General features: G+C 65.5%; 25 protein-coding genes. 14 read left to right on the forward strand and 11 right to left on the reverse strand.

Annotation, left to right across the window (positions count from 1 at the left end):
* Positions 1-26 precede the first annotated feature (26 nt).
* From ACFHYQ_RS15050 to ACFHYQ_RS15060, 3 genes are all read left to right on the forward strand, one after another.
* Positions 27-1229 (forward strand): erythromycin esterase family protein, encoded by a 1203-nt coding sequence (locus ACFHYQ_RS15050; RefSeq protein WP_394301762.1) that lies wholly within the window; start codon positions 27-29, stop codon positions 1227-1229.
* 300 nt (positions 1230-1529) lie between these two features.
* The gene (locus ACFHYQ_RS15055; RefSeq protein ID WP_394301763.1) at positions 1530-1949 is read left to right on the forward strand and encodes a YciI family protein; all 420 of its coding nucleotides are present in this window, start codon (positions 1530-1532) and stop codon (positions 1947-1949) included.
* Complete coding sequence (locus ACFHYQ_RS15060) at positions 1946-3253, forward strand: RNA polymerase sigma factor (protein ID WP_394301948.1); 1308 nt, start codon at positions 1946-1948, stop codon at positions 3251-3253. Before ACFHYQ_RS15055 ends, ACFHYQ_RS15060 begins: the two co-directional genes overlap by 4 nt.
* A 98-nt stretch (positions 3254-3351) precedes the next feature.
* Here the strand turns inward: ACFHYQ_RS15060 and ACFHYQ_RS15065 are convergent, their stop codons facing one another.
* A complete protein-coding gene (locus tag ACFHYQ_RS15065; protein WP_394301764.1) occupies positions 3352-3732 on the reverse strand; it encodes a hypothetical protein in 381 nt (126 codons plus the stop codon).
* Positions 3733-3756: 24 nt separating this feature from the next.
* Entirely contained in the window at positions 3757-4293 is a 537-nt protein-coding gene (locus tag ACFHYQ_RS15070) for a hypothetical protein (protein WP_394301765.1), read from the reverse strand.
* A gap of 192 nt (positions 4294-4485) precedes the next feature.
* Here ACFHYQ_RS15070 and ACFHYQ_RS15075 point away from each other — a divergent pair, with 192 nt between their 5' ends.
* The 3 genes from ACFHYQ_RS15075 to ACFHYQ_RS15085 all read left to right on the forward strand — a co-directional run bounded on the left by ACFHYQ_RS15075 (position 4486) and on the right by ACFHYQ_RS15085 (position 7419).
* A complete protein-coding gene (locus ACFHYQ_RS15075) occupies positions 4486-5529 on the forward strand; it encodes an RNA polymerase subunit sigma-70 (protein WP_394301766.1) in 1044 nt (347 codons plus the stop codon).
* A gap of 84 nt (positions 5530-5613) precedes the next feature.
* The gene (locus tag ACFHYQ_RS15080; protein WP_394301767.1) at positions 5614-6240 is read left to right on the forward strand and encodes a dihydrofolate reductase family protein; all 627 of its coding nucleotides are present in this window, start codon (positions 5614-5616) and stop codon (positions 6238-6240) included.
* Positions 6241-6462: 222 nt separating this feature from the next.
* The gene (locus ACFHYQ_RS15085; RefSeq protein ID WP_394301768.1) at positions 6463-7419 is read left to right on the forward strand and encodes a hypothetical protein; all 957 of its coding nucleotides are present in this window, start codon (positions 6463-6465) and stop codon (positions 7417-7419) included.
* 157 nt (positions 7420-7576) lie between these two features.
* Here ACFHYQ_RS15085 and ACFHYQ_RS15090 read toward each other — a convergent pair whose 3' ends face one another.
* Entirely contained in the window at positions 7577-8014 is a 438-nt protein-coding gene (locus tag ACFHYQ_RS15090; protein ID WP_394301769.1) for a dihydrofolate reductase family protein, read from the reverse strand.
* A gap of 954 nt (positions 8015-8968) precedes the next feature.
* A complete protein-coding gene (locus ACFHYQ_RS15095) occupies positions 8969-9106 on the reverse strand; it encodes a hypothetical protein (protein ID WP_394301770.1) in 138 nt (45 codons plus the stop codon).
* Between the two features lie 54 nt (positions 9107-9160).
* Here ACFHYQ_RS15095 and ACFHYQ_RS15100 point away from each other — a divergent pair, with 54 nt between their 5' ends.
* Together ACFHYQ_RS15100 and ACFHYQ_RS15105 are read left to right on the forward strand one after the other, a co-directional pair.
* Positions 9161-10273, forward strand: a complete 1113-nt coding sequence (locus ACFHYQ_RS15100; protein WP_394301771.1) for a CapA family protein — start codon at positions 9161-9163, stop codon at positions 10271-10273.
* Positions 10274-10423: 150 nt separating this feature from the next.
* Positions 10424-11257: a cellulose binding domain-containing protein gene (locus ACFHYQ_RS15105; RefSeq protein WP_394301772.1), complete on the forward strand. Its 834-nt coding sequence runs from the start codon at positions 10424-10426 to the stop codon at positions 11255-11257.
* 59 nt (positions 11258-11316) lie between these two features.
* On the opposite strand, the gene ACFHYQ_RS15110 is transcribed toward ACFHYQ_RS15105, so the two are convergent.
* The 4 genes from ACFHYQ_RS15110 to ACFHYQ_RS15125 form a co-directional block, all read right to left on the reverse strand.
* Positions 11317-12219, reverse strand: a complete 903-nt coding sequence (locus tag ACFHYQ_RS15110; RefSeq protein WP_394301773.1) for a phosphorothioated DNA-binding restriction endonuclease — start codon at positions 12217-12219, stop codon at positions 11317-11319.
* A gap of 207 nt (positions 12220-12426) precedes the next feature.
* Positions 12427-14190 (reverse strand): pentapeptide repeat-containing protein, encoded by a 1764-nt coding sequence (locus ACFHYQ_RS15115; protein WP_394301774.1) that lies wholly within the window; start codon positions 14188-14190, stop codon positions 12427-12429.
* A gap of 258 nt (positions 14191-14448) precedes the next feature.
* Positions 14449-14697, reverse strand: a complete 249-nt coding sequence (locus ACFHYQ_RS15120) for a DUF397 domain-containing protein (RefSeq protein WP_394301775.1) — start codon at positions 14695-14697, stop codon at positions 14449-14451.
* Between the two features lie 14 nt (positions 14698-14711).
* Positions 14712-15578 (reverse strand): helix-turn-helix domain-containing protein, encoded by an 867-nt coding sequence (locus ACFHYQ_RS15125; protein WP_394301776.1) that lies wholly within the window; start codon positions 15576-15578, stop codon positions 14712-14714.
* A 201-nt stretch (positions 15579-15779) separates the two neighbouring features.
* Here ACFHYQ_RS15125 and ACFHYQ_RS15130 point away from each other — a divergent pair, with 201 nt between their 5' ends.
* Together ACFHYQ_RS15130 and ACFHYQ_RS15135 are read left to right on the forward strand one after the other, a co-directional pair.
* Positions 15780-16070 carry a hypothetical protein gene (locus tag ACFHYQ_RS15130; RefSeq protein WP_394301777.1) on the forward strand — a complete coding sequence of 97 codons (291 nt, stop codon included), beginning with the start codon at positions 15780-15782 and terminating at the stop codon, positions 16068-16070.
* On the forward strand, positions 16067-16483 hold the full coding sequence (locus ACFHYQ_RS15135) for an ATP-binding protein (protein WP_394301778.1): 417 nt from the start codon (positions 16067-16069) through the stop codon (positions 16481-16483). Before ACFHYQ_RS15130 ends, ACFHYQ_RS15135 begins: the two co-directional genes overlap by 4 nt.
* A 2-nt stretch (positions 16484-16485) precedes the next feature.
* Here ACFHYQ_RS15135 and ACFHYQ_RS15140 read toward each other — a convergent pair whose 3' ends face one another.
* Positions 16486-16866 (reverse strand): DUF4180 domain-containing protein, encoded by a 381-nt coding sequence (locus tag ACFHYQ_RS15140; RefSeq protein ID WP_394301779.1) that lies wholly within the window; start codon positions 16864-16866, stop codon positions 16486-16488.
* A 75-nt stretch (positions 16867-16941) separates the two neighbouring features.
* Positions 16942-17388, reverse strand: a complete 447-nt coding sequence (locus ACFHYQ_RS15145; protein WP_394301780.1) for a helix-turn-helix domain-containing protein — start codon at positions 17386-17388, stop codon at positions 16942-16944.
* A gap of 145 nt (positions 17389-17533) precedes the next feature.
* Here ACFHYQ_RS15145 and ACFHYQ_RS15150 point away from each other — a divergent pair, with 145 nt between their 5' ends.
* Positions 17534-18391 carry a GNAT family N-acetyltransferase gene (locus ACFHYQ_RS15150; protein ID WP_394301781.1) on the forward strand — a complete coding sequence of 286 codons (858 nt, stop codon included), beginning with the start codon at positions 17534-17536 and terminating at the stop codon, positions 18389-18391.
* A gap of 156 nt (positions 18392-18547) precedes the next feature.
* Here the strand turns inward: ACFHYQ_RS15150 and ACFHYQ_RS15155 are convergent, their stop codons facing one another.
* Positions 18548-19351: an SAM-dependent methyltransferase gene (locus ACFHYQ_RS15155; protein ID WP_394301782.1), complete on the reverse strand. Its 804-nt coding sequence runs from the start codon at positions 19349-19351 to the stop codon at positions 18548-18550.
* 501 nt (positions 19352-19852) lie between these two features.
* Between ACFHYQ_RS15155 and ACFHYQ_RS15160 the strand changes: the two genes are divergently transcribed.
* Genes ACFHYQ_RS15160 through ACFHYQ_RS15170 form a run of 3 tightly spaced genes read left to right on the forward strand, consistent with a single transcriptional unit; the run spans position 19853 to position 22440 of the window.
* Positions 19853-20605 carry a TauD/TfdA family dioxygenase gene (locus tag ACFHYQ_RS15160; protein WP_394301783.1) on the forward strand — a complete coding sequence of 251 codons (753 nt, stop codon included), beginning with the start codon at positions 19853-19855 and terminating at the stop codon, positions 20603-20605.
* Positions 20606-20608: 3 nt separating this feature from the next.
* Entirely contained in the window at positions 20609-21598 is a 990-nt protein-coding gene (locus ACFHYQ_RS15165; RefSeq protein WP_394301784.1) for a hypothetical protein, read from the forward strand.
* The gene (locus ACFHYQ_RS15170; RefSeq protein ID WP_204016974.1) at positions 21595-22440 is read left to right on the forward strand and encodes a protein phosphatase 2C domain-containing protein; all 846 of its coding nucleotides are present in this window, start codon (positions 21595-21597) and stop codon (positions 22438-22440) included. The genes ACFHYQ_RS15165 and ACFHYQ_RS15170 overlap by 4 nt, the downstream gene beginning before the upstream one ends.
* Positions 22441-22469: the final 29 nt, after the last annotated feature.

The following is a 22469-nucleotide window of genomic DNA, read 5'->3' on the forward strand; positions in this document are numbered from 1 at the left end:
GAAGGTTCAACGATACTGTCGAAGGTATGACTGTTGGGATCAAAGACACCACTCATGCCGTCGAGGCCGCTGCCGTCATGAAGCTGCTCCCGGCCCGGCCGCGACTGCTCGCCCTGGGCGAGCCCACCCACGGCGAGGACACTCTGCTCGACCTGCGCAACGAGCTCTTCCGGCAGTTCGTCGAGCGGGAGGGCTACCGGACGATCGCAATCGAGAGCGACTGCATGATGGGCCTGGTCGTGGACGACTACGTCACCTCGGGCACCGGCACCCTCGACGAGGTCATGGAGCGCGGCTTCAGCCACGGGTGGGGCGCGTCCGCGGCCAACCGCGAGCTCGTGCGCTGGATGCGCGCGTACAACGACGGTCGGCCCGCGTCCGAGCGGCTGCGCTTCGCCGGTGTCGACGGCCCGCTGGAGATCAGCCACGCCGCCAGCCCCCGCCAGGCCCTCACCGCACTCCACGGCTACCTCACGGCCCGGGTGGACGCGGACCTGCTCCCCTGCACAGCGGAAACGCTCGACCGTCTGCTCGGCGCCGACGACCGGTGGACCAATCCCGCCGCGATGATGGACCCGTCCCAGTCCGCGGGGCAGTCGGTCGAGGCCAGTCAACTGCGGCTGCTCGCCGACGATCTGGTGGCGCTGCTCGACGCGCAGACGCCGCACCTGATCGCGGTGTCCTCACGAGGCGACTGGGACCGGGCACGCCTGTACGGGCGCACCGCCACCGGCCTGCTGCGTTACCACTTCTGGTTGGCCGACACCTCACCGAGCCGCCTGACGCGGCTGTGCGCGATCCGGGATTCGATGATGGCCGCCAACCTCCTCGCCATCGCCGAGCGGGGCCCGGCGCTGGCCCACGCCCACAACGGCCATCTCCAGCGGAACAAGAGCAAGATGCGGATGGGCGGCCTGCCGCTGGAGTGGTGGAGCGCCGGCGCGATCGTGAGCGCCCACCTGGGCGAGGAGTACGCCTTCCTGGCCACGGCCGTCGGCACGATCCGGCACCAGGGAGTGGACACCCCGCCACCAGACACCGTCGAAGGGCTCCTGTACGCACTCCCGCAGGACCGCTACGTCGTCGACCCCCGCCGGCTGGCCGCCGCCCTCGCCGACGCCCGGCCCACCCCCCGGGTGTCCCCCTGGTTCGGCTACTCCCCCCTGGACCCGGCCCACCTTGACGAAAACGACGGGATCGTCTTCGTCAGGGACCTCCCGCGGAGCTAGGCTTCCCCAGGCTTCAGCGTGGCGATCGCGGCAGCGCCACCGTCCCGGTGCTGGGGACCAGCGCTGCATCGACCCGCCGCCGAGCTCGCGCGGCACGTCGACCAGGCCCGCGCTGAACCCGCTGGATCCAGTTGGTCTGCTCGCTCAACCTGGCGGCCGGAGCGGCGCCGGAAGGCGTAGCGCTCGGAGCGCTCGGAGCGAAATCACCTGAGTTTGCTCCGCGGTGTCGATTTGCGGCTGCCCCGTTCGACCTTGGAGTGAGAGGGTCGACAGGCGACCCCGATGGCAAGGAGATCGACGATGGCGAAGTACATGCTGATCATGCGGGGCACGGATGAGTCCATCGCGAAGATGATGGAGACGCCCATGGAGCAGATGCTCGATGCGGTGGGCCGCTTCAACGCGGAGCTGATCCGGGCCGGCGTGCTCGTCGCCGCCGAGGGCCTGGACGACCCGGCCCAGGGCGTGGTGGTCGACTTCAGCGGCGAGACGCCGGTGGTCACCGACGGCCCGTACGGCGAGACGAAGGAGCTGTTCGGCGGCTTCTACCTGATCGACGTGGCCTCCAAGGAGGAGGCGGTCGAGTGGGCCAAGCGCCTGCCCGCGTTCCCCGGCAGTAAGTGTGAGATCCGCCGAGTGCCGCGCATCGACGAGTTCCCGCAGGACAACGAGTGGATCACCATGGAGCGGGCGTGGCGCGAGCGGACCGGCCAGCTGTGACGCTCGCAGCCACGGGCGGCCCGCCGAGCACCGAGTCGGCGCGGCGGGCCGTCGAGGCCGTATGGCGGATCGAGTCCGCCCGGATCGTCGGTGCACTGGCCCGTTACACCGGGGACTTCGAACTCGCCGAGGACGTCGCGCAGGAGGCGGTGGCGGAGGCGCTCGTCACCTGGGCGCGCGAGGGTGCGCCGGCGAACCCGGTGGGCTGGCTGCTGGCGACCGCGCGGCGGCGCGCCATCGACGGCTTCCGCCGTCGGTCGGCGCTGGATGAGCGGTACGCCATGCTCGCCGGCCGGCTTGCCGAGGGTGAGGCGAGCTCGGGCGCGGCGGCCCCGGCGGACCGGTCGGACGACCTGCCGTGGGATCCCGACCGGATCGACGACGACGTCCTCGCGCTGATGTTCGTGGCCTGTCATCCGGTGCTGTCGTCTGAGGCTCGGCTGGCTCTGACGCTGCGCGCGGTCGGTGGTCTGTCGAGCGAGGAGATCGCCCGGGCGTTTCTGGTGCCCGTGCCGACGGTCCAGGCGCGGATCACGCGGGCGAAGAAGACGATCGCCGCGGCGGGGGTGCCGTTCGAGCTGCCGCCGCCGGAGCAACGGGGCGAGCGGCTCGGCGGTGTGCTGAGCGCGCTCTATGTGATCTTCACGGAGGGGTCGACCGCGACGGCCGGTGACCGCTTGCTGCGCCCCGACCTCGCCTACGAGGCGATCCGGCTGGCCCGGATGCTGGCCGCACTGCTGCCCGACGAGCCGGAGGTGTCCGGGCTGCTCGCCCTGTTCGAACTCACGGCCGCGCGCTTTCCCGCACGCACCGGCCCCGACGGTGAGGCGGTGCTCCTGGAGGATCAGGACCGGCGCCTGTGGGACCGGTCGGCGATCCGCCGCGGGCTGGCCGCGCTCGGCCGGGCCGCGTCTGTCGGACGCGGTCTGGGACCGTACGGACTGCAGGCGGCGATCGCCGCCTGTCACGCGTCGGCGTCTTCGGCGCCGGAGACCGACTGGGAACGCATCGTGCTGCTGTATGAGGCGCTCGGCCGGGTGGCCCCATCCCCCGTCGTCGAACTCAACCGGGCCGTCGCCGTCGCGATGGCGAACGGACCACAGCAGGCACTGTCGATCGTGGACGAACTGGTCGCCGCCAACCGCCTGCCGGGGTCGCACCTGCTCCCGGGCGTACGCGGCGAGCTGCTCGCACGCCTCGGCCGGACCGCCGAAGCACGGGCCGAACTGGAACTCGCCGCCCGGCTGTGCCGCAACCTCCGTGAACGGTCGGTGCTGCTACGCAAGGCCGCCGCGGCCGGCTGACCTGTTCGATGCGTTCCGAAGCCGAAGAGGTCTTTTCCGGTCGCCGTTCGACGGGTCCAGACCTGCCTCTCCCTCGACCCCAACTCATGAGGGGGACGTCATGAGTTGGGGCGGTCTTCAAGCTCCTCATTGATCGCGTCGAGCAGGTCTCGGGCGGTCATGATCTCCTTCTTGGCCGCCTCGACCTTCTCCCTCTCCCCCATCCGCCCCGCGATCAGCGCTTTGGTGTCGGCGATCCGTTTCGTCAGGGTCTTGTCGACCTCCTCTGCTTTACCGGCCGGCAATCCGGCCGCCGCGAAGACCATCTTCAACTCCGTCTTCGGCACACCGTCGAAATCACCGAACCAATTGACGGGCAGTCGCCCGCAGTGCCGGTGCAGCAGCGCCAGCCGTGGCAGCCCGTACCTGCGCAGGGTCGGCGTCCGCTCCGCCAGCAGCAGCGTCCGCACGGTCAGCGCCTCGATATCGTTGCGCTGCATGGCGAGGTCACTGATCGTCCACCACTAGCCACGCAGAGCCGCCCGCGTCGCGCGCGGCAGCCGCTCGTAGTCCACAAACCACTCATGCCGCGCCCGGTCACCGTCCTTCGGCGGCAACCAGCGGCCGGCCTTCTCCGGCACCCACGCGGGATCCCCGGCCCAGAAGCTGACGCCGATGACCATGATTCGGGAGCTCCAGCGGTTCCGGAACTGGATATCGAGCAAGATCCACGGTTTCCGGCCGCTCTCCGGCTTTCGGAACTCTCCCACCTCGTGATCTGGGTGGATCAGCACGTGGCACCAGGGGAGGTGGTCTGCCGCGGCGAGGTAACCGGCCTCGATATCCCGCCTCGCCCGGTCGACTTCCTTGTTACCCTTTTCGAGTTCTCGCAGGGCATCGGCGCCGGTGTGCCACGTCACGTTGTCCAGCAGGCCCTCCGGCGTGTCCGCCAGCCACACCTTGTTCGCACTGCCCGGAGATTCGAGCAGTTCGCTGATGATGCGATCCTCAGCCTCGCCGCTGTCGGGGCCCCACGCGCGCCACTTACGGCAATATGTCACCAAATAGACCAGATGTACGGATGACTCCGAGGACTCCACTCAGACCCTCCAATCACCGCCTTTCCATTAGATGACCCGTGGCCTGGATCGCCTCACCAGACGCAGCGAAACAATCTGATTACAACATTCTGTCCGCACATCTCGCTTTACTGCGATATCTAACAATTCCTCACCAACATCGGTGAAACGCTCGTGGACGGCACGCTGGACGGCAGGATAGGCCCCATGGTCGAGGATGGCGGGGTGTCGGAAGAGCGATTGCTCGCCGACGCGCAGAAGGGCGACGAGGCGGCGTTCGCACTGCTGGTGAAGCGGCATCGTGGGGACCTGTACGCCCACTGCTACCGCATGCTCGGCTCGGTCCAGGACGCCGAGGACGCGCTCCAGGAGTCGCTGCTCGGGGCATGGCGTGGCCTGGCCGGCTTCGAGGGCCGCAGCTCATTGCGAACCTGGCTCTACCGCGTGGCGACCCACGCCTGCCTGCGGCTGTCCTCGCGACGACCCCGCCGGATGCTGTCGTCCGACCACGGCCCGGCCCGCTCCGACGTCCACGATCTCGGGGATCCGGTGCCCGGTCCGGTCTGGCTCGATCCGTTGCCCGACGATCTGCCCGCGGAAGAGGAGCCCGACCCGGCGGCGGCGTACCTGCGCCGGGAAAGCGTCGAGCTGGCCTTCGTCGCCGCGCTGCAGCAGCTGCCGGGCACTCAGCGCGCGGTGCTGATCCTGCGTGAGGTGCTCGGGTTCACCGCCGCGGAGGTCGCCGGGATCCTCGACACCACGCCCGCGTCGGTGAACAGCGCGATGCAGCGCGCCCGGGCGGCCCTCCAGCAACGACGCAGCCAGCAGGCCGAGCTGGCCGCACTGGGCGCGGGCGGACGCCGCGCGTTGGTGGACGCGTTCGTGACGGCGTGGGAGCGGGCCGACGTCCCGGCGCTGCTCGACCTGCTGACCGAGGACGCCCGGTTCACCATGCCGCCGCTGCCCGCGTGGTTCGACGGTCGTGAGGATGTCGGCCGGTTCCTGGCCGAGCGGGTTTTCGCCACGCAGTGGCGGCTGGTGCCGATCGCGGCGAACGGGCAGCCCGGGTTCGCGTGCCACCAGTACGACGGGGAGCGGTTCTCGCTGGGCGCGGTCAACGTGCTGAGCCTGCGGGACGGCCGGATCTCGTGGATCGCCGCGTTCATCGACCCCCAGGTGACGCGCTACTTCTCCGTACCCGGGAAACTGTCCCGCTGAATTCTCTTGCCAGGGCCGATGAATCCGGCGCCGGCGATGCCTCTGATCGGGTGACAGCTCGAACGCCGACCTGAGGGGCACGCCATGCGCAAACTGCTCGTCTCCACCATCATGTCGCTCGACGGGTACGTCGAGGGGCCGGGCCGCGACGTGATGGCTCTGCCGATGGACGGGTTCTTCGACGAGCACAATCTCGAGCGGCAGCGGGCCGCTGGCACGCTGCTGCTCGGCGCGACGACGTACATGGGGCTCAAGGGCTACTGGCCGGCGGTGGCCGAGAACCCAGCAGTGTCCCCGGCGGTGGCGGCCAACCCCGACATGGCCGACCTGCACCGTGAGACCGGGAAGCGAAACAACGAGATGCGGAAGTTCGTCGTGTCCGACTCCCTGACCGAGGACGACACCGCCCCGTGGACCGACAGCACGACCATCGTGCGACGCGCGGACGCGCATAAGGTCGTCGCGGAGCTCAAGGAGCAGCCGGGCAAGGACATCCTGATGTTCGGAAGCCGGACGCTGTGGAACGACCTGCTGGTCGCCGGGCTAGTCGACGAACTGCACGTCATGGTCGGCGCCGCCGTTCTCGGCGGGGGCACCCCGGCCTTCGGCAGCGGCCCGGTCCCGTCGCTGCGGCTCGTGAACACCCGGCGCCGGGACGGCTCGTACAACGTGCTGCTGCGTTACCAGGTGGTCGACCGCGACGACGCATGACGTAGACCAAGCACCGTGCCGGGCCGTACGGGCTCCGGCGCCTCCGCGTCCGCGCAGCGGAGGCGCCGGAGCAGCCACCGTCAGCGGCCGGAATCCCATTGATCAGAGCGTCCGCCGTGTTTAGCGTGGCCCGCATGGCGAAGGGCTTGTCGGCCTTGAACCTGCGGGTGGGGAGGGCGAGGATTGCAGTTACTAACGGTATCGATACTGTAGCGTTCCGTCATGCCATCCCCCCTGCATGACACACTCAACCTGATGTTCCGGAACCGGCCGCGGCTCGCCGTGGAGATGTTGCGCGACCATCTGGGCGTCGATGTGCCCGCCGGGCTTCCAGTCCAGGTGGTGAGCAACGAACTCAACGACCGTCCGTCCAAGGACCTGCGTCCGGACACGGTGATCACGGTCGGGCCTCGGCACGACCCCAAGCACGCCATCATCGTGGAGATCCAACAGAAGAAGGAGGAAGCGAAGCGGGAGCAGTTGCCGCGGTATGTCGCCGCGCTGTGGCTGCTGCTGTCCTGTCCGGTCACGGTGCTGATGATCTGCCCGGACGCGGGGACCGCCGCATGGGCGGCCGAGCCGATCCCCACCAACCTGGCGGGTTACACGCTGAGGTGTGAGGTGATCGGCCCGGACCAGATCCCGCCCATCTCCGACCCAGCGGAGGCGGCGGCACATCCGGAACTGGCCGCACTGTCGGTGATGGCCCATGGCGAGCATGCACCGGTGGTGGAGGCGCTCATGGCCGCGCTGGAACACCTCCCCGCCGAACACGCTCCGCAATACTATGAATACGCATACCGCCTGGCCCCGCTGGCTGCCCGACTCATGATGGAGAAGCTCATGGAATCAGCTGTCTGGCCGGTCTACAGCCCCTTCGCACGGGAGCACTACGGCAAGGGCCTCCAGGCCGGCCGAACAGAAGGTCTACAGGAAGGCCGTGTGGAAGGTCTACAGGAAGGCCGTGTGGAAGGTCTTCAGGAAGGCCTCGCGAAGGGTGAGGCCAGGACGGTGCTGACCGTCCTGCAGGTGCGGGGCATCCCCGTCTCCGAGGCCGACCGCACCCGCATCACGACCTGCACCGACCTGGACCGGCTCGATGAATGGGCACGGCGCGCCGTCACAGCCGCCTCCATAGCCGACCTGTTCGGCGACGAACCCGAACGCCCCGCCGGCTGAGAAATCGGTTGCCCTTCGACTGCCGCATGATGTCTTTCCTGACACTCGGCGAGGCGGCGGTCGGGCCGCCGGAGACAACGGAGCGAAGGGGGCGCCTACCGCCGGGCGTTCCCGGCCGAGCCGCCATGACGGCCTACCGGTTCAACGACGCCGGCCGTTATCGGATGACGCGTAGCCGCAGGTTCATCGCTCGCGGCGCGTGGGTCAGGCTGAGACGTTCGAGCCTGACGTTGGTCCCACTGGAGTGGTGGAACAACCGGACGCCGTCGCCGAGCATGACAGGCGCGATGAATACGAGGATCTCGTCGAGCACACCCGCCTCGAGGCACTGCCGGGCGACGTCGGCGCCGATGATGTTGACGCACTTGTCGCCCGCCGCGGCTTTGGCCGCGGCGGCACCGCTGTCGAGGTCACCGAGGAAGGTCACCCCCGGCACCGGGGCGTCCGGGGCGTCGTGGGTGAGCACGAACTGCGGTCCGCTCCATCCCCCGCCGAACGGCTCGCCCTCCTTGCTCGTCCCCTTGTGCGGATCGTCCCCGCGGAAACTGCGGTTGCCCACGAGCAGCGCGCCGATCTCACCGATGAACTGATCCACCTCCGGTCGGGCCCGAGATGCTCGGTCAGCCAGGACATGTCACCACCGGGGCCGGCGATGAAGCCGTCCAGCGACATCGATCTCGCGACAAGACGTGTGGAGAGCCGAGCGGTGGGATCTACGTGGCCCTGGAAGGTCAACCGGTCGACGATGGCCGCATACAGCCGCGGGCCGGTGAAGATGGTCATCCATTCGGAGAATGCGGCATTGGAGGCGACCGCGATACCCAACCCGATGAGCCGGGAAACGGCTCATCAACCAGAAGTTCTACCGATTGCCCAGGTTCTTTTCCGGCAGATCGGAGGACCGTAGGTGTAAGTCCTACCAGATTCCGTGAGGGCGATCAGCCTGTCATCATTGAGCGGAACGTCGCATCGGCTGGCCGGGATGGCCAAGCTGATACCCTCCCCCGGTGCGAACGTGGCAAAGGGCTTCGCCTCGTTGTCCCACCTCACTCTGACGGTGTCCTGTGTGCTATTGACGATGCGGAACATGTCCTCTTCGCGGGGCGTGCACGCACTGGGAAATACAGTACCAATTATCACTGATCCAGCGAAGGCAAAACGCGCCAGAGACGAGAGTCGGCTCCTACGCGAGAGATGCTTGTTCTTTTCCATGGTTACTTCTCCGACTCGTCGGCGTATCACTCGTACCATGTAATTTTCTCACCCAAAGCGAGGCTGGGAGAAGATCGCTGCCCACGACCCACCCAATACTAAACTTACTGATCTTTAATTCGTGATGTCGACTCCTGTCGTTATCCTCGATGACTCAGCGGTTGGCCGAGCGCCGTGAAGCTCTCCGCTCGCCGGAGATTTCCATCTGATCGTCCTGTTTATTCATCTGTGCGGCGTGGGGTGCCGCCCGAGGTGCTCGGGTGTGCGGCGGCTTCCATGGGTCCGCGGGGTGGTGCGTCTGACTCCTTCCCTTCTCGGTGGGACGTGTTTTCCCTGGTCAAACCGGCACGGGCAGAGCGCACAGCCGGTTCCAGCAGATCAAGAACGCCTCCTTCCACGGCCAGGTGGTGCTGATCTTCAGGATGCGGCGGCGGGCGTGTTGCACGAGCCGGGCGGGCAGACTACGGCTCAGCACCGACGAAAACCCGGTAGGCGGGAAACGCCGGTCGGCCAACCCTGGTCTGCGGGTATGGGTGACGACGTGGTGACGCTGTTCCTGTGCGGCGATGTCATGCTCGGCCGTGGGGTGGACCAGATCCTGCCGCACCCGGGAGACCCGCTGCTGCGTGAGTCGTACGTCCTGGACGCCAGGACGTACGTCGAGCTCGCCGAGGAGGTGAACGGGCTGATCCCGCGGCGGGCCGACTACTCCTATCCCTGGGGTGAGGCGCTTCGGATTCTCGACGAGGTCGCGCCTGATGTCCGCGTGGTGAACCTGGAGACGAGCGTCACGCGAAGCGACCACTTCGCCCCGGGCAAGGCGGTCAACTACCGGATGAACCCGCCCAACCTGCCCGCCCTGGCCGTCTCCCAGCCCGACGCGTGCGCACTGGCCAACAACCACGTGCTGGACTTCGGCCGCGAAGGCCTCGCCGAGACCCTCGACGCGCTGGCCGCCGCCGGGATCGCGACGGCCGGGGCAGGCCGCGACCTGGACGAGGCGCGGCGGCCGGTGGTCGTGCCGTTGGCCGGAGGCGGCCGGGTGCTGGTGTTCTCGTTCGGCATGGAGTCCAGCGGGATCCCGTCGACCTGGGCGGCGTCCGCCTGCCGTTCCGGCGTGGACCTCGTGCCCGGATCGTCGGAGCACGTCGCCGGCGAGATCACCGAGCGGGTACGGAAGGTCAGGCGGCCCGGAGACATCGCGGTCGCCTCCATCCACTGGGGCTCGAACTGGGGATATCGGATCTCCCGGGCGGACATCCGCTTCGCGCACGCGCTGATCGACGGCGGCGTCGACATCGTGCACGGGCACTCCTCACACCACCCGCGCCCGATCGAGCTTTATCAGGGCAAGCTCATCCTGTACGGCTGCGGCGACCTCATCGACGACTACGAAGGCATCAGCGGATATGAGGAGTTCCACGACGACCTCCGGCTGCTCTACTTCGCCTCGCTCGACCCGGCCACGGGCAGACTGACCGAGCTCCGCATGGCACCCCTGCAGTCGCGGCGCATGCGACTGTGCCGCGCGACGCCCGACGACACCGAGTGGCTGCGCGCCACCCTCGACGAGTTCAGCCAAGGTTTCGGCGTCGACATCCGCTGCGCCCCCGACGGCCTGCTGACCCTGCGGGCGGCCTGATTCTCGGCTCCCGCCCTGAAAGGTTCATCGGTGTAGGTCGAACATCACCGACGTACGGTCGGCTGCCGGGGTTCTCTTGACCAAGACCGCTATCTATGGTGACATTCCCCGTAAATCGGAAACGACCGTACAGCGCGGAGGGCCGAGGCGATGCGGACGAGGACACGGGTGAGCACGGTGTCGGCGGCGGTGCTGGGGGCGGCCGTCTTCGTGGTCCCGCCGGCGGTGGCCGGCGCCGGATCGGCCAATCCGACGCCCATGCCGTCGTCGTCCGTTCCGTACCCCTGCAAGACCTCCCCAGCGCCGTCCGCGACTCCGGCCAACACGCCGCCCACCGCGCCGGGAACACCCGAGATCGTCCGCACCACGCTGAACGTGGTCCGGCTGCGCTGGGCCCCGGCCACCGACTCGGACGGCATCGCCTGCTACTACGTGCGGGAGGACCGGGGGGACGGCACGTTCGCCGTCGTGGCCAGCTTCCAGCCCGCCGTGACCGAGGGCGACGTCTACCTGCCGTGGCCGCCGTCCGGCGTCCCCTCTCAAACGCACAACCTGTACGTCGTGGCGGTCGACACGAAGGGCGCGATAGGGCCGGCGTCCGGCACTGTCGCCGTGACGATCTACAACGACGTCATCACACCGTCGCCGTCACCGTCGCCGTCGCCGAGCCCCGTCTGCCAGGTGAAGGCCACCTCCACATCCTGGGACAGCGGGATGACCACGAACATCACGATCACCAACACCGGGTCCACGACCGTGCGGGACTGGCGGCTGACCTTCACCTTCCCCAACCCCGGGCAGCAGGTGACCTTGGGATGGTCGGCCACCTGGTCACAGACCGGCGCGGCGGTGACGGCGACCGCCATGTCCTGGAACAAGGACATCGCTCCCGGGCAGACGCTCTGGATCGGCTACAACGGCACCCACACCGGCGCCAACCCCACCCCCGCCGCGTTCCTGCTCAACGGCGCGTCCTGCACGTGACCTCACACCCCGACGTACGGCACGCGACGGGCATCCGTCCTGCCGCTGTTAGCGGCTTTTCAGCCGTGACGCGCCGGTGAGCGGAAGACCTGCCGGTTGTGCCAGTCGATGTACTCGAGTTCGACGTGCTCCAGGCCGGGCTGAGGCTCACGGGCCGGACGCCCGGCCAGGGAGAGCACCATCTCCTTGGCCGTCGATGTCCGGCCGACGAATCTTTGCGAGACGCTGATCGTGCGATCGGAGCTCAGGCCGAGAACCCCCTTGTCAAACAGCTTGTGGTGCAGCACACACAGGCACAGCCCGTTGGCCAGGTCGTCCGGGCCTTCGAAGGCCCACCAGCGCACGTGCGCGGCGTCCAGGCCGATCGCGGTGCCGTCCAGCCAGCCGTCGTAGCCGCAGAACGCGCAGCAGTACTCGTAGGCGATCAGGACCTGTTCACGGAAGGCCGGATTCCGCCGCACGGCCCTGGCCTTCGGCCGGGTGATTCCGCCGGCTACCGCGGTTTCCAGGTCGGTCAGTTCAAGACCGGCGGCCAGGCAGATGTCCGGGTGCAGCGACGGCTCGAAGTTCGCATCCAGCAAGGCCCGGGCGATCTGCGCGACCAGCCGGGAGTCGTCGTGCAGTGCGCGTACGAGGTCGGGGTGCAGGCGGCCCGCCGCCTGACTCTCGCGCAGCCGGCCGAGCTCCGAGCCAGGGCTGCCCGGACCTTCAGCCGTCTCCACCAGCCAGATGCCGTCATTGGTCAGGTGGTGGAACGGGTACCCCGGATTGGTCTTGCGTGGGGGGCCGAACTCCTGGAGTAGTCGTTTCAGGTCCGCTTCGGCAGCGCTGAACGGGATCGGACGACTGCCCTGGCGTTGGAAGCACCCGAGGGCGTAGAGCAGGAGCAACGGCTTGTGCGGAGCGCGTTCGCCGCCACGTGACCACCGCCGGATATCGGCGATCCGCTCGACCCAGTCCATAACGCGACAGCATAAGACGATCTTGCAGATCACGGAAGAGCCGAGATCGGCACTTGTGGGAGACTGGCCAGATCAACTGCCCGAATTACGCGGAAATTCCAGATATAGGATGCCCGCGTGAACCCCTCTGATCTTCCTCTCCATGACCGGATCGAAACTTTCATCACTCCGTACAGGTCACCTTTACTATGTGCCATCAGCGCCGTCTCAATGCTCTTCTTCACAGCACTCATCCCCCTCTCCTTCTTCAGTTTGACTAGACGAGAAAATGGTTCCAAAGCCATCTCCCTTTGTTGTCTCACGCCACCCCGAAGGCCAGACACGAATATTCGACGTGCCCAACGGAAAAGTTGCACCAGACAGGCCGTCACCACTAATGCCGGCATCCGTAAAGTCAACATTTCCCAAAAAATTCACATCATTAAATTCCAAATATTGAATATCAGGTGGAGAGGCAGTGCGACGCACCAGCAGCCAGCGAATTAACTGCTGGATAGCAGATATTCCCTCGTCGGCAGTCCTCATGCTCCTATCAACATGCACACCCCCCGCTTCCGGATCCATTTGATAGGCAATGCCGCGCGATGCAACACCAACAAAAGAAGCGTCACCACGGAAGGATGAGTTCCTAAAACTGGCGCGTCCAAAAAATGTATCGTCGAACCGAGCCGAATCAGAGAAGTGCACTCCATCGAAGAGAACACCACCCCGAAAGGTTGCTTCACTTAGATCCAACTTTGACCGGAAGGCCACGCCTCCAAAGTATCCCGCAAAAAAATCTGTATTTCGAAAATTTGAGATCTCCCCATTGAAGCACGCCTTATCGAACCGCACAGTACGAAAGCGGGATCCCTGAAAGTCGACGGAGTCGAATTTCGCCTCACGGAAGTTCGACTCACGCCGAAAATCCGCATACTGGAAGATTGCGGCGCTAGCGAAAGTCGCCCCCATAAAGTGGGCCCCCGAAAATTTGCTGGCACCGAAATCTGCAACACCTTCGAACACAGCTCGCTCAAAGTTGGCCCGTCCCTGAAAACTGCTACCTGAGAAGCGTGTTTGTCCGATGAACGCCGCACGCTCGAAACTCGCCGAATCGACCTGACAGTCACTGAGATCAAAATTCACTAAGTAGGCTCTGGTGAGATCTAATTTCATTCCCGGCCAATAGTCTTCTCCACCAATCTCGTTAGAGGAGCGCCAGCTGTACAATAACTTGGATCTAAGGTGCCTCGACAGAATATGTTGGGCGGTGAGGCGAACCTCTAGGTCGAGATGGTCTCCATCGTCATCGCGCTCCTGGCATTCAATCCCGTCGCCATCCTTTGATGCCTCAACCTGCTTCGAACTACCGCCTCGCTGATCAGTTGCCGGGGTTCGTAGATATGCACAGATTACATCAAGAATGGATTGCCGGTGCTCGGGATTGTTCCGACCCAATCGCTCCAATGCATACATCGCGGCAATTCGCACGCCCGCCTTATCAGAACCTAACTGATCAACAGCCTTCGAGTATAGATCGGTAATCCGTTTTTCTGTGGCATCGTATTCCTGATAGGTCTGGGTGCGCTCACCTAGCCATTGCCGGCGAACTGCGAGTAGCAGCGCTACTCCTCCAGCCGCTCCAGCACCTACCGTCAATCCACTCTTTATCGCATCAAGACGCAGGGCGGGATCCGTCCCTGCCACGTTCGTGAGGACTGCGGTGGCTGTATATGTCGAAACTATGACGGCTACAAAGCCACCTAATATCCACCATGGCGACAGCACACGCATGGGCGTGAGCAGCTTCTCAGATGAAGATGACACCCGCCTCGAAATCAGCAGACCTAATCCTGTAAAGAATAAAATTAGACCCGCAAGTACGAGAATTTCTCCGCGTGGAATGCGCGCGAGGAGAGCGAAATATTCGTCCCGATAGGCGGAGAAAAATATCACAGCCAAGCCCGCCATCAGGACGATGACTCCTGCCATCTTTCGCAATTTGACCCCCAGCTATCCCAAGGTACACGCCACTGTAGCCAACAGACTACTTAAGGCCAGAGATTCATTCTGCTCAAGGGCGAAGCTCTTGCTGCGACGACGAGAGTCAAACCTCCGTAACGCTTTGCCGCTATCCCGAACATAGCGAGGCCCCAAAACCACCTCGGGTTCTCACACCCCAGCCCCGCTTGACTGACCCTGCTTCGTACTGGCCGCAGGTGCCATCTGGCGGTAGCCGTGCGGCAATGCTCAGGCGGGGGCGTCGAACTCGCCGTCTTTGACGCCGCCGATGAAGGCGTCCCATTCGCTGGCAGTGAAGGCCAGGACCGGGCCGTCGGGGTCCTTGGAGTCACGGATCAGGTAGAGCTGTTCTACGTCCGCCTTGTGCTCGTCCCCGGCCTCGCCGGCATCGGCGATCGCGACCTCGACACAGTCCTGACCATTCCCGCTGCGTACGCTCTTCTTCCATTCGACGCGAGACAGCTCCGGCTTGAACATCCCACTCTCTCCTCTCATGCCGACCGGCCGAGTCCAGTCATCGTCTCGGTAAGGACACGCCGGGACTGGTCCGGGTCCAGCGCCTTGGCGCGAAGGTGGTCGAACATCACCGTATATCGGTAAACATCCGTCTCCTGTTCCACATAGAGACTGCCCGTGAAGTTCTCCAGGGACACCACATCTGGGTGGGCAGGCTCGGGAAACTCCAATATCTGGAAGGCGCCGTTCGTCCCTGGATGCGCTCCGGCAGCGAAGGACAGGACTTGGACGGTGATGTTGGGTAGATCGACCAATTCGAGGAGCCGCCCGAGTTGGGCCCGCATGTCAGCAGGGCTGCCGATGGTCCGGCGAATGACCGCTTCATCCAGGATGGTCCAGAGGCGAAGGGGTTCGTCCTGAGTGAGCAGTGCCTGCCTGGCCATGCGGACCTCGACACGACGCTCGACCTCGGCCGGCGATGACAGGCCCATCAGAGCCGAACGGATGATGGCACGTGCATAGTCCTCGGTCTGGAGGATGCCGGGGATCACCGAGGGGGCGAAGCTGCACATCGAGGCGGCCTCATCTTCAAGCCCGATGTAGGTGGCGTATTCGCTGGGGAGTTCCCCGTAGGCGTGCCACCAGCCCTTCTTCTGCGCATCCCGTGCGAGGTCGAGCAACTCCTTGCGCTTGGCGTCATCGACCTCATAGAGATCAACCAGGCGCTCGACGTCCTTCAGCGCGACCCCGACGCGGCAGGTCTCGATGCGCGAGACCTTGGTGGCAGACCAGCCGAGCCGCTCGGCGACCTGCTCGATCGTCATCTCTGCTCTCTCGCGCAAACGACGCAGTTCTGCCGCGAGGCGTCGCCTGCGCACCGTCGGGCTGCCGCTTTGCCGCATGTACACCCTCCCTTGAGCCGAGACACAGAGTAGCGGGCTGACGACGAACAGTGTCGAAGAAACTCACAACGCAATTTGCGGATCCCATTGCGCGGCGATCCCCACAGCCGCATGCTCTTCGTATGCGCCTAATCACTCTTCGTGAATACAGGCGCTACACCAAGGCCACGAAGCGACGAGAGGGCAGGTGGGGAGATGCGGGTGCGTGACGTTGGGGTGGAGGCGGGCCATCTGATCCGGCTGGCCGGGGAGCTGCACGATCTCGGGATGGACTCGGTCGTACGGCTGCCGCCGCACCACGAGCCGACCATGGAGATCCCCCTCTACGACGCCGGGTCGCGGCTGCGGGTCACCGCCGTACGGGCCGCGCACGAAGCCCGGCTCGCCGCGACCGCGGAGGCCGTACGGTTGGCGCGGGCAGCGGAGGTCCTGTCAGACAGAGACGACGTCTCTGGCGCACCGGGTGTCCGGGTTCTCTGGAGGGCGCGATGAAGGCCCTCGGCCTGCTCGGGCAGGTCGAGTTGCCCGGCGAGACCGCGTCCGTACCCAGGGCCCGCCGCTACCTGCGGGTGCTGCTGGCCGCCACCGACCACCCCCGCGTCGACGACGCCCTCCTGCTGACCACCGAACTGGTCGCGAACGCCGTACGGCACTCCGACTCCGCCCGCCCCGGCGGTCAGGTCACCCTCGCGGCCGCCCTCCGCGATGGAACGCTCCACGTCGACGTCATCGACGCCGGCTCCCCCGTCAGCGAACCCCGGGTCCTCCCCGACGACCTTGTCGACCAGCCGCGCGACGGAGGCCGCGGCCTCTGGCTGGTACGGCGACTGGCCACCACCTGGGGCTGGCACGACGCCGAGACCGGCCGCGTGGTCTGGTTCCAGCTCACCGACGCCGACGCCTGAGGTCAGGCGCTCGCACGAGCCGGGCCGAGGCGGTCGTGCAGGGCGTCCATGTCGGGGACGAACCACAGCTGCGTGCCACGGTTGCTCTCGTAGACGAAGTCCCGCAGGGCGGTGCTGGCGGCGGTGTGCCGGGAGATGTCGCCGACGACGGCGAGGCCCATCCGGTAGTTGACGAACTTCTGCGCGATCTCCCCGGCGACGCGCGTACGCAACCGGAAGAAGTCATCCGGGAACCGGCCGGCCGGGACCGCTACCCACGCGGCGCCCTGATAGGAGGCGTTGCCGATGAGGTCGACGGCGTCGCGCTCACCGCGCAGCGGTTCGCCGTCAGCCGCGCACACGAAGACCGGCGTGCCGTTGATCTGCTGAAGGGTGTCAGTCATGGGGGTGCGTACCTCCTGGTGTTCGCCGAACTATCGGCAGAGCCCGGCCCTTGAGGAGGACGGTGTGGCTGCCCTTCATTCCGCCTCCCCGACCAGCACGTCGATGATTTTGATCAGCTCCGCTGTGCTGTCCAGGCCGCCGAGGATGACGACCTTCAGGCTTTCCCGTTCCTCGTCGTAGACGGCCTCGACGCGCATCCGTCCGTCGCCGTCCGGTCCGTGGGCGATGGCGGCCATGACCGTGTTGGTCAGCCGGGTGACGGCCTCGCGGTCGATCCCGTCGATCCGCACGATCGTCGACGCCTCGGCATACGGGCCGCCGCCCCGGCCGGCGGAGGGCGCAGCGTTCCCGGTGAACGCCTCCAGGTCCTCGCGTGCGATCCGATATTGCTTGCCGATCCGGGTCGCCTTCAGCCGGCCGTCCCGTACGTAGGCGCGCACGGTCTTCACGTGGAGGCCCAGCAGCGCCGCCACCTGGTCGACCGAGTAGTACTGCCGCGGCACCGCTCCCCCTCCGCTCACCGCTCGCCCCCTGCCGGGCACTCCTCAAACTTCCCTAACACTCCCTAACATTATGCACGATCGGGAATGTTAGTTAGGTTCACGTGCCGAGCCGCGTTCGAAAACGCGTTGCCGCCCCCTGGCCTCCTCCCTAGACTTCCGCCCTGTGCTTCACCCTCGCCACCCCATCACCACCCGCCGCCTCCTGCTGCGCCCCTTCACCTCCGGCGACCTCGACGCGATCCACGCCTACGAGTCCCTCCCCGATGTCGCCCGCTACCTCTACTGGCACCCCCGCGACCTCGACGCCTCCCGCGCGTCCCTCGACGCAAAGATCACCCGTACCGCCCTGCACCAGGAGGGCGACGTCATCGAACTGGCGATCACCCTGGCCGACAGCGGCGAGGTCATCGGCAGCATCCTGCTCATCTGGACCAGCCGGGAACACCGCCAAGGCGAGATCGGCTACATCCTCCACCCCCACCACCACGGCCGCGGCTATGCCGGCGAAGCCGCCCGCGAGATGCTCCGCCTGGGCTTCGACCAGCTCGGCCTGCACCGCGTCACCGGCAGGCTGGACGCCCGCAACACCGCCTCGGCCGCCGTCCTGCGCAAGCTCGGCATGCGCCAGGAAGCCCACCTCCTGGACAACGAACACGTCAAAGGCGAGTGGACCAGCGAGATCGTCTACGCCGTCCTCGAACACGAATGGGCCGCCCAGGCCACTGTCCGGCATCTGGCCCTGCTCACCGACTGGGACGCCGCCCGCCAGGCCGGCGAATACCGCGTCTCCACCCTCGGCCGCACCCTCGAACAGGAGGGCTTCATCCACTGCAGCCGCGACTCCGCCCAACTGCGCAACGTCCACGACACCTTCTACAGCGGCGTCACCGAGCCGCTCGCCGTCCTGCACATCGACCCCACCGGCCTGGACATCCGCGTGGAAGACGGCTTCCCCCACCTGTACGGGCCGCTGCCCGTCGGCGCGGTCATCGCCGTACATCCCTGTCCCCCGGCCGGCTGAACCCCGCCGGGCGCCGCATCCTGCGGGCCCACCTCGATCCGATACCGCAGCCGGAGCGACTGACGGCCCATTCCGGAGGCGTACGGCGAGGCGGGACGGCCGGAGCCGCCGGCGCAGTACGGCCCGGCCGTCGTCATGGACGCCGTCGTCATGGGCTCAGCGGAGCAGGCCGACTCCCGCGAAGCCCACGACGCCCGGGAGGCGGGGAAGGTGGGGCTCCCCCTCCTCGGGGCGCCACTCCTCGGTGGGCACCAGGCCCGGCTCGACCAGGTCGAACCCGTCGAAGAACGTCATGATCCCCGCGTACGAGCGGGGCGTCGCGGAGCCGGCCGAGGTCTTCTGGTAGAGCGCCCTGCCCTCGCGGATCTGCTCCTCGTCGAGGTCGCCGTACGACAGGTGGCTGATCGCCATGCCGCTTCCGGGTGCGAGGCGGTCGCGCAGCGTCTTCACGATCCGCTCGGCGTCCTCGTCCTCCGGGACGAAGTGCAGCACGGCGAGCATGAGCAGGCCGACCGGCTGATCGAAGTCGATGTGCCCGGTGACCCTGGGGTCGTCGAGGATGGCCTCCGGCTCCCGCATGTCGCCGTCCACGACGATGGTCTGCGCGTTGTCCTCCAGCAGGGCGCGCCCGTGGCTGAGCACGATGGGGTCGTTGTCGACGTACACGATCCGGGATTCGGGCGCCGCGCGCAGCGCCACCTGGTGCACGTTCTCCTGGGTGGGCAGGCCGGTGCCGATATCGAGGAACTGCCGGACACCGTTCTCGCACATGAGTCGTACGGCCCGGCTGAGGAAGCGCCGGTTCGCCTGCACCCCCTCCCGGGCGTTGGGGGTCAGCGCGATCAGCTTCTCGGCCGCCGCCCGGTCGGAGGCGAAGTTGTCCTTGCCGCCGAGCAGGTAGTCGTAGATGCGGGCCACACTCGGAACAGTCGGATCGACTCCCGCCGGCACTTTTTCCATGTCAGCCATCCCCGCCTGAGACGCGTCTTTTGTGGATCTTAGCCGAGCAAACGAGCGAGGTAACCCTTCCGCGGCGGTCTGGTCGCGTTTGCTCAACGCCATCGCCTAGGGCCTGGCCCAGGCGCCCACCCACCTCGACGAGGATCACGACGAGGAGCAGCGGCAGCGGGAGCTGCGGGAGTTGCGCTCAGCCGTTGGCCTCGAAGACAAGGAAAGCGCCCAATTTCCCGTCACGCCCTTTCCATCCACGTCATCGGCCACAGCGCGAACCATAAGCACGGATTCCACGACACACAATAATCGCCCTTTCAGTCAAAAACAGGCTGATATCGCATCATAACTCAATTATGCTGCAGGAAGGGGACAGACCACAAACAGAATTATGAACCGGGCATGCTCGGTGACGAGCACACCCTGACTGGATAGAGCGGCAGATGTGCGGTCTACTTGCCATGGCACCACCTACCCGGGATCTGCTGCCTACCCAGCGAGGGCCGTGGCATGAGACTGTTGACGCCGATGGGGCGACAACTCACCACCGTAGAAGCCAGAAGATGGTTGGCCGTTCACGGCATCGTCCTCGTGGCCGAGGCCACCGTGGCGGAACTCACCTCGTTTCTTGGCGATTGGACGGTTCCCTACTCCCATCCTCATGAGAGCAACCCCGGGATCACCGTCATCCAGCCACTCGCGGTGAGCGACGGCAACGGCAACGGCTTCACACGCCGGTCTTTGCCTCTCCACACCGATCGCGCACATTCACCTGCGCCACCCACGATAGTGGGATGCCTCTACACCCAGCCTTCCTCCAAGGGCGGTGAGTCCCTTCTCTTGGATGGGGCAGAAATTGTCCGGGCCGCCGAGCGCAGTACGTTGGTCTCAGAGGCACGACATGTCGTCTTACGATCCAGGGGGCGCCCCTGGTTGCCTGTCATCTCGTCCTCTACCGACTCGAAGCGCTACCGCATCCGGTACAGATCCGATCAGATGGCGCAGCCGCACGCCGCAACCGTCGGCGCCCAGCCCCTGCTCACCATGATGCAGGGCGCACTTACGACGCCCGCCGTCCACTTATTTGAGGAGGGGCAGGGCTACCTGATTCACAATCAGAGATTTCTACACGGCCGCAGAACATTCACCGGGAATCGCGAAGCCATTAGGATAATGGCGGTAGTCATGGGCTCCTCCGCACACTCCCACATGAACATCGGATTCGAATTGACAAACGATCGCTCCGACCAACTCCAGGGTTAATGCGTGCGTGCTCCAAAGAAATATGGTGCCGTCATTCGGGAGCTCAGATGCTTACCTGAGCAGACATCCCCGGATTTCCCGCAAGCCATACGGGGCGCCATCGAGCGCCTCCCCGAACCAGAAGAGACATTACGTGAGATACTGGAACTTTCCAGACTTGAACCATCCACACGTTTTTGTGCCTTATATGGCCTGCTCCTCCGAATACGGCGAGAAGAACGGCACACCGACTACGAGCAAACAGTGGCACGCTACGCCAAACAGTTCTCCAGAGAACCCTACTTCGTTACTTTCCTCGCCATAATCGAACGCAACCGCGGGGATGTCGCCAGTCTACGCAAAGCAGTGGAATATTCTCGTAGGGCGACTGTCGACATGCCCAACGTCGCTGGAGTTGTGCACCAACTGGCCGCCTTCATGGCAGAATACCTCGAACGGAGGTCAACCCCGCCAACGAAAAACGAGATCGCAGAAGCGGAGCAATGCGCAGACAAAGCCATAATATCCTCCAATGGGCAGGTCGCTCATTATCATGAAACAAAAGCACGCATCCTGGCACTTCGGCGAGATTTTGATTCGGCTCGCGTTTCCCTGACTCGGGCCATCGAACTGGAGCCGCGCGACGGCCGCGATCATCACAGGCGGCTGACTCAGTACCACACCACACGAATACGGATCGACCTGCTGGAGCAGCAGGCTCGCTGGGACGAAATGCAAGAAAGCGGTAGACGGGAGTTGGCGGAGTTCAAAAACCAACAGCTCCAGTTGATGGGGTTGCTCGCCGCGGTCGTGGCATTGATCGCTGCGGGAGGAAGTATCGCCAGCCAGAGCAAACCCGCGGACGGCGTAGCTCTCATCCAAGTGATGGCAGGCTCCGTCGTCATCGTCTTCTCGGCCTTCTCATTGATGACCGCGCGCTCGTTGTGGCGCGTGCTGGTCTCGTTCCTGGCCGGCGTGGCATTGATAGTGATACCGCATCTGATAGGACGGTGACGAGACCGTTGAAAGTCCTTGATCTGACGCAGAGTCCCGGCTCGCGGACGAAGCCGACGGAGGATCGGGCAGGGGCATCGGGAAACCTCGCCTGGGTGATAGACGGAGCAACCGATTTCACCAATGAAATGACACTGCCTGCGGCATCAAATGTCCAATGGCTGGTGGATCTCGTTCAGCAGCGTCTGCATGTAATCGGTTCTGGCGCCGACGCGAAGACTGCCGGCGACGTTTTCGATGCTCTGGGGAGAGACGTGCGCACCCGACTGGCAGATCTTTCTCCGCACGACCTGCACAATCACCCCTGTTGCTCGATCGGCCTCGCCGTAATACATGACGACTATGTTCAACTAGGGCGCATCGGCGACGCCACTATTATCGCCTATCGCGAGTCAGAGGTCGCCCGGGAGATCAGTACCGATTTCTTTGAGGCTCGTGAAGCGGGAGCGGTCGAGCGGGCCAGGTCACAGCAGCAAACAAGGCAGGAGATCGTAGACGCGATGTTCGCACGACGAACGGAGTACATCAAAGGCGTCTATGAAGAATCGGTTTTCTCCGGCCATCCCGACGCGGTTTTCAAAGTCCACGCGGAGACGCTTCCGTTGGAGAGTATTGACACACTGCTGCTCTGTACCGATGGCTTCGCCCGCGCTGTTGCGGACTATCGGATATTTCCAGATTGGCATAGCCTAGGCCACCACGCGCGCGAGGATGGTCTCGACAGCATCACCGCCCGGATCAGGCAACGCGAATCAGGTCCGACACAGGCGGCAGCGGCGAAGAAATTCAAGAATGCCGACGATTTGGCGGCGATTCTTTTGACCCTTGAAAGTGAGAACTGATATGGACGGACCGGACCGCCTTCGGAGCA

This window comes from Sphaerimonospora cavernae (genome assembly GCF_042435035.1).
GTDB classification, from domain to species: Bacteria; Actinomycetota; Actinomycetes; order Streptosporangiales; family Streptosporangiaceae; genus Sphaerimonospora; species Sphaerimonospora cavernae.

Coding starts and splice junctions, on each gene's coding strand:
- ACFHYQ_RS15125 (WP_394301776.1), bottom strand. CDS start 15,578: ATGCGGCAAAGCGGCAGCCCGACGGTGCGCAGGCGACGCCTCGCGGCA.
- ACFHYQ_RS15105 (WP_394301772.1), top strand. CDS start 10,424: ATGCGGACGAGGACACGGGTGAGCACGGTGTCGGCGGCGGTGCTGGGG.
- ACFHYQ_RS15080 (WP_394301767.1), top strand. CDS start 5,614: ATGCGCAAACTGCTCGTCTCCACCATCATGTCGCTCGACGGGTACGTC.
- ACFHYQ_RS15100 (WP_394301771.1), top strand. CDS start 9,161: ATGGGTGACGACGTGGTGACGCTGTTCCTGTGCGGCGATGTCATGCTC.
- ACFHYQ_RS15120 (WP_394301775.1), bottom strand. CDS start 14,697: ATGTTCAAGCCGGAGCTGTCTCGCGTCGAATGGAAGAAGAGCGTACGC.
- ACFHYQ_RS15140 (WP_394301779.1), bottom strand. CDS start 16,866: ATGACTGACACCCTTCAGCAGATCAACGGCACGCCGGTCTTCGTGTGC.
- ACFHYQ_RS15155 (WP_394301782.1), bottom strand. CDS start 19,351: ATGGAAAAAGTGCCGGCGGGAGTCGATCCGACTGTTCCGAGTGTGGCC.
- ACFHYQ_RS15110 (WP_394301773.1), bottom strand. CDS start 12,219: ATGGACTGGGTCGAGCGGATCGCCGATATCCGGCGGTGGTCACGTGGC.
- ACFHYQ_RS15055 (WP_394301763.1), top strand. CDS start 1,530: ATGGCGAAGTACATGCTGATCATGCGGGGCACGGATGAGTCCATCGCG.
- ACFHYQ_RS15160 (WP_394301783.1), top strand. CDS start 19,853: ATGAGACTGTTGACGCCGATGGGGCGACAACTCACCACCGTAGAAGCC.
- ACFHYQ_RS15065 (WP_394301764.1), bottom strand. CDS start 3,732: ATGCAGCGCAACGATATCGAGGCGCTGACCGTGCGGACGCTGCTGCTG.
- ACFHYQ_RS15085 (WP_394301768.1), top strand. CDS start 6,463: ATGCCATCCCCCCTGCATGACACACTCAACCTGATGTTCCGGAACCGG.
- ACFHYQ_RS15050 (WP_394301762.1), top strand. CDS start 27: ATGACTGTTGGGATCAAAGACACCACTCATGCCGTCGAGGCCGCTGCC.
- ACFHYQ_RS15115 (WP_394301774.1), bottom strand. CDS start 14,190: ATGGCAGGAGTCATCGTCCTGATGGCGGGCTTGGCTGTGATATTTTTC.
- ACFHYQ_RS15135 (WP_394301778.1), top strand. CDS start 16,067: ATGAAGGCCCTCGGCCTGCTCGGGCAGGTCGAGTTGCCCGGCGAGACC.